Source organism: Mesorhizobium sp. M4A.F.Ca.ET.090.04.2.1 (assembly GCF_003999085.1).
Taxonomy (GTDB): domain Bacteria; phylum Pseudomonadota; class Alphaproteobacteria; order Rhizobiales; family Rhizobiaceae; genus Mesorhizobium.
Map to the genome: position 1 here is coordinate 1 of NZ_RZOT01000405.1, position 5,628 is coordinate 5,628.

The 5,628-nt window shown below is 57.3% G+C and carries 3 protein-coding genes and 1 pseudogene; all 4 read right to left on the reverse strand.

From position 1 onward, the window contains the following. Window positions 1–540: 540 nt before the first annotated feature. A complete protein-coding gene (locus EN781_RS24000; RefSeq protein WP_210213492.1) occupies window positions 541–1,014 on the reverse strand; it encodes an aldehyde dehydrogenase family protein in 474 nt (157 codons plus the stop codon). 173 nt (window positions 1,015–1,187) lie between these two features. Then, window positions 1,188–1,677 (reverse strand): annotated as a pseudogene (locus EN781_RS24005) (DDE-type integrase/transposase/recombinase); the annotation flags it as partial. Window positions 1,678–1,834: 157 nt separating this feature from the next. Then, entirely contained in the window at window positions 1,835–3,151 is a 1,317-nt protein-coding gene (locus tag EN781_RS24010) for a hypothetical protein (protein WP_127400388.1), read from the reverse strand. An 18-nt stretch (window positions 3,152–3,169) separates the two neighbouring features. Beyond that, window positions 3,170–5,248: an ATP-binding protein gene (locus tag EN781_RS24015; RefSeq protein ID WP_127400389.1), complete on the reverse strand. Its 2,079-nt coding sequence runs from the start codon at window positions 5,246–5,248 to the stop codon at window positions 3,170–3,172. Window positions 5,249–5,628 lie beyond the last annotated feature (380 nt).

Sequence of the window (5,628 nt, forward strand, 5' to 3'; positions counted from 1 at the left end):
TCCTGAAGCAGACCGGGTCATATGAGCAGGCAAGTTACGCGATCCAGGACACGCCCGACATGGTGGCCCACCACTACGGTCGCTTTTTGCCGCAAGACAAAGCTGCTCTTGCTGCGCGAATATTGAACCAAGTCTGGCAGGCGGCTTAGAGAGTAGTGAAAGGGTCATTTCACACGAAGAAGACGGTTTGGCCTCCGTTAGTGTTGCCAGCCCCAGGCGGAGGTCATTTGCGCTTACGCGCCCTCGTGAACGGCCGAATAGAGTAGCGTTTCTCGAGATCATGAGGCAATTGCGGAAGCGATTCTGCGGCGTTGCTGGCTTGGTCGACACCCTGTGCAGGGGCGTTCCTCGGAAGGGCGCTACCGCCTTTCCCCCCACCCGGAAACCCTGCGATATTTCCTCCGGTGTCGGGCGTGACGGACCCGGCCACTGCTGCAACAAAAACCGTCGAAGAACATGCGATCGTCTTTATCGCTCGCACGCAGCAACGGTGCATCGCGTCTCAGCGCAAGAGAGGTCAGCTTTCGTGAAGTCCACCGATCACCTTGACCTCGAGCACTGCCTCGAAACCGAATTCCCCACATTCGCGGCCGTTGCCCGACTGCTTGAAGCCTCCGAACGGCGCGGACGCATCCCACGCCGGTGATTGATCACCTGCCCGGCGCGAAGCCTAGAGGCCACCAGTTTGGCGAGGCGGAGATCCTTCGACTGCACATAGGCTGCCATTCCGTAGGGTGTGTCGTTGGTGATCTCGATCGCCCCATCGACAATGTCATACGGGATGAGGCTGACGACCGGGCCGAACATCTCCTTCTGGGCTACGATCATTTCGGGCGTCACATGAGCGAATACCGTCGGCCTTACGAAGTAGCTACGGTTCTGCGACGACGGCCTGCCGGTCCCAGCCGTCACGAGGGTCGCGCCTTCTTGAAACGCGGATTCGATCAGCGAATTAACCCGCTCGAACTGCCGCTCGTTCATCACGGGTCCGAGCATGGTGGCGTCGTCGTTCACGTCGCCCACGATGACGGACTCCGCGGCCCGTTTCGCGATGCCTGGCCTTGGTCGTGCGGGTGCTCTAGGTCGTTCCTGGCGCAGGTGTATTCGAAGGCGTGAGCGCGGAAGATCTCGCCATTGGCGATTGCCTCCTTGATCAAGGGTACGGCTGAACCGCCGGCACCGAGGGTGGTGAACTGGATGCCGTTGTCGGTAAGCACGGTATGGATCTTGTAGGGCACGGCCGCGATCAGCCGGAGCAGAAAGTCTCTTGATACGGCTGTCGGGGCCTTCTCATGCAACTCGACGAAGGCGAACTTCGAGGTGCGGTCGATGGCGACAAACATGTGCAGCTTGCCTTGCTCGGTCCTGACCTCGGCAATGTCGATGTGGAAGTAGCCGATCGGGTAGCTCTTGAATTTCCTGTTCGAAGCGCATAACGGCAGTTGTCGAGCGGCAGCAACGTGCAGCGGCGAAAAGCGACAATGACCGCCTCCGCCTCAATCGCGAGCACCGTCGATCGCGGTTCCTTCGGACCAGTCGGTAGATCGGCGACTCGTCCCTTCCACTCGCGACGGTATTCTGGTTGATCCCGTAGCGTTTGGCCAAGGCCCTCAGGCTCTCTTGGCTATGCTGTATCGCTCGACGGACCGCCTCTGTCGTTGTGGCGCTCCCATGCAGAAACTTGGCCCATAGCGCATCCTTTGATTTGGCAGATAGGGATGCCCCATCAAAGTCCGGGATCAAACATCTAACCTGGTGCCGTGGAGCGCGACTTGTGGGAGTGCCGGAGTTACAATGCCAGCCACATGCCGGCGGCTGCGACCTCTCGTAAGACTCAGAACGTCACCCAGCCAATCCTAGCCTGAGAGCCAGAAATATTCTGCGTCAGCCCGTCGAGAAGCTGGTCGCGCATCCGCAAAACCGGTTTGATCTTTGCCAGCGTTTTCGAGACCGGTGACAGGGTCATCTTAGCGGAGACAAAGATAAGAACGTCATCGCCACCGATCTTCAGGAGAGGGAGCTTTTGGGCGTAATCGCCTGCGATATCCAGCTTCGCGCAGTCACCAGGGGCGATGAGCAGTACGGCTGCTCTTCGCAAACCCCGCTTGTCGTTCGCAGCATCACAGATAGGGACAAGCTCCAGCAATCCCCACTTCAACTGTTCTTCAAACTCCGTGATCAATTCCTGCTCTGGCGGCAGGACTGGCGCCGGCTGGTTCGGTACGGCAGGCATAGTTGCCCTCTTCCGATCCCTCAGGACTTTCACTGCCTTTTCCCGATTCAGAAAATGGGTGAAAACCACAGAGGAAAGCCTTGGTATGGCCTTTTCCATAATCGCATTCGGAACGATCGTGACCGCGCCACGTTCTCCGACACCGGTGTTCGGATCGAGATGCACCGCGCTATTCAGCTCTGCACGATGCGTTTGCGACAGCGGTGTTCCCGCGCTAGCACCAAATGCCCGATCCCATACGCCTCGTTCGTTTTTCGAGACACCACGCCTAATAAGCCGGTCCTGCAGAACAGGTCCTATCGTCTGCATGACCTTCTCTACCGTGAAAGGTGGTTTTGGATCGGTCGCTTTCGAAAGCTCGACGAGAACCTGTGCAATGTCGGCAGGGGCCGCTGACGGCGTGAGCGCTATGATCGACTGGGTTACATCATGTGCGGCTTGGGACGACCTCAATTCCAGATCGAGAATTGCGCCGGCCACTGCATCTTGGGAGATGTGTTGATCTATGGCCGTCGCGATCTTTGTGATCTGGTAAACCCCCTTCGAATTCATGAAGTCAGCTTTGTTAAGCCCGATGGCCGTTATCGGTGCCCGTTCCTTGCCGAGTGAGTTTTCCAGCACGGTCTTGAGAGCGGCTGTCTGGTCAGGCGCTGCGGTCCACGCGACCATTATCCAAGGTCCGTTTTCCGGATCGAGCAACACATTCAGAATGGCAGCGACACCCTGATGCTGCTGGTAGGCGGAAGCAGCACTCGGCGCCATATTTATGTCGGTAAAGACGACGCGAATACCGGGCAGACAGGGGCGGACCGACCTCTGTCCCTTGAACAGGACTGGAAGGACGCCGACTCCTTTCTTATGCAGGGCCTGCACGATGCCATCTAGGTCTTCCTCTTTGTCATCGACTGCGATGACCATTGCCCCCTGCAACATTCCTCAAGCCCCCTTGAACACAAATGCTAGCACAGCTCCATTAGCCCATTCAGGCAGATCGAGGTCGCCGGGCTGCGGAAAAAGGAGTTTTCCGCCACTCAGCTCCATCGCCAGGTTTGCATAGTACAAGCCCAGACCCATTCCGCCGGGTCGTCGAGTCCAGAATGGACGTATCAGGTCGTCAGACGAGTCTCGAAAACCCGGGCCGTTGTCAGCAACAATCAGGGCCGGGTCCCCGAACTCGTCGCTCGTACCCACCCAGATTTTTCTTTGCAGCTCACCGGTCGCCTGCTCATCAGGCCACCGCACACGCGTCCAGAAAATCGCATTGTCGATTGCATTTGACACGCCGCCGATAGCTAGTCCGAGCGAGGCGCGAACTGCAACGTCGGGCTGATCACCCCGGCCAAGGGGAAAATCAATCGCAACGCGATGCTTCTTAAACCGGAGTTGATTCAGGAACATTGCCTCGCGTGCAATTTTTGCGAGGCTCTGCTTGCGGGCCGGCTCCTTTTTCAGGACCGTCGCAAAGCCTTCCAGCAAATCCTTCAGATAGCGCGAGCGCTCTTCAATGTCCTCAATCTTCTCGCGCTGCCTGATCGCCTCGTACAATCCGCGTACGCCGCGTTCCAGTTCGTGAAAAATCAGACTCAGTTGCAATCCGGCATTGCCGGAACTGAGCATGATTTCGCGAAGCTGGTCGTACTCGCGGCCGATCTCGTCAACGAGAGGCTGCAGCCGATCGAGCTTGTTGTTTGTGAGCTCGGCCTTCAGGCGGGCGACAGGGGTATCGATGGAAATTGCCAGCGGTGATTTTACGCCCGTAAGCGCAGTGCGAATCGCCTCGCGGTGTGGTCTGCGCAACCGGTCGAAAATCGTCATCGCAGACATGACGACCTCCTTCAGCCGTTCGAAGGCGGAGTTCTCGACAAAACCTTCCCTGTTGGTTTTTTCGCGGAGCTGTTGGCTCCCGTCTAGCGTAAGATTCACGCGCCCGAGAATCTGGTTTCTGCTTAGGCGGTCTGTTGGCGAATTGACACGTCTCAAGTCCAGCCCCAGCCAGTCGTCATCTGGTTCGCCATAATTGTAGACGCGGATGCCGTCGCGGTAGACTCGGACGCCGCCATTGTTGGCGAGGTACTCAGACATCACCTTTTTCTGGGCGATGTAATTCCATGTTGCTCGGTCGCGATCGAATACGTTGAAACTTCCAGACACCGGTCCGATACCCGCGATCAATTCCGGGCCGGCGACAACGTGTTTCTTGTCGCGATCCCTCAGTAGCGGCTCCTTACCCGATTGTGACGAGGGCTCGACCTTGATTCCAGGATACGGCTTAAACTCGTAGGTCCAGTCGATTTGCGACCCGTCAAAGCTAAAGCCAAACGTCCACATCGCTTGCTCAAGCACGCTGCCGGCATCGAGCAGATCAGCTACGACTTTCTCGTGGCCCGGAATTTTCAGTTGAACCTGAAAATCAGATGGCCCGCCTGTCGGGTCGGCGATCGAAGTCAGACTGCGATGAAGGTCGCGGATCGCTCCGCGCGTCCATTCGCCACGAAGATCGGTTACGTCGATTTTCGTTCCATGGGTCCTGCCCTTGAAAATTCTCGGCTGGCGCTCTTCGATGGGCACCGTGATTTCATCCAGAAAATCGTGACTTAGAAGCTCGGACCAGTCGAGCTCGACCACAACTTCAAGCTCGTTCGCCTGTCGGGTGACCATCCTGATCTTGTTTCCGAGTTTGTGAACCGCGAATCGGCCGAGCCCCTTTTCTCCCAGGGGAAGGCGTCCTAGGAGAGATCGTTTCCCGGACTCGCGTTGATGCCGCCGATGGTCATTCGCCGGGGTAAGCCAGATATTCTGGATGATGTCTCCGGTCATGCCAGAGCCATTGTCGCGGACAGTAATCTTGGCTTCGTCCGTCCCAAGGTCCGCGAGGGTCACGATGACCTTGGTAGCGTCAGCGTCGTAGGCGTTTTTTACCAGCTCGAAAACGGCGATGCGCGGGCTGCTGATCAGCTCGTCGCCGAGGAGCTGAAGAATACGAGCCTTTGGACGGATTGATGCCGATTTGGCCATTCATCACGCTTTCTTAGGCCTGTCGCCGAGCTCACCTCGATAAGTCGGGGAAACAGGTAATTTGTGTCTTTTGCCATGCCGGTTAGTCCGGGCAGAATTGTAGTCCGGACGTCAAGGGTGCTGCACCCTTTTTGACGCATTTGGATCAAAGAAAGAGATGTCTGGTGCGTATGGCGTACCAAATATCTAAAACAAACATTCCGAGTAATCGGGCTTACGCTTACACGACATGCATGTGGCCGGATCGTCGGGCGCCTTGGTAGGTTCGACATGGGAAGAGGCGAGAGGCAATGGCGTCGAATATCTCCACGAAATAGGGCAGGTGATCGACTATCATGCTGTGCTCGGGCCTGGGGCCAAGTGCAGGCCCGGCGATACTG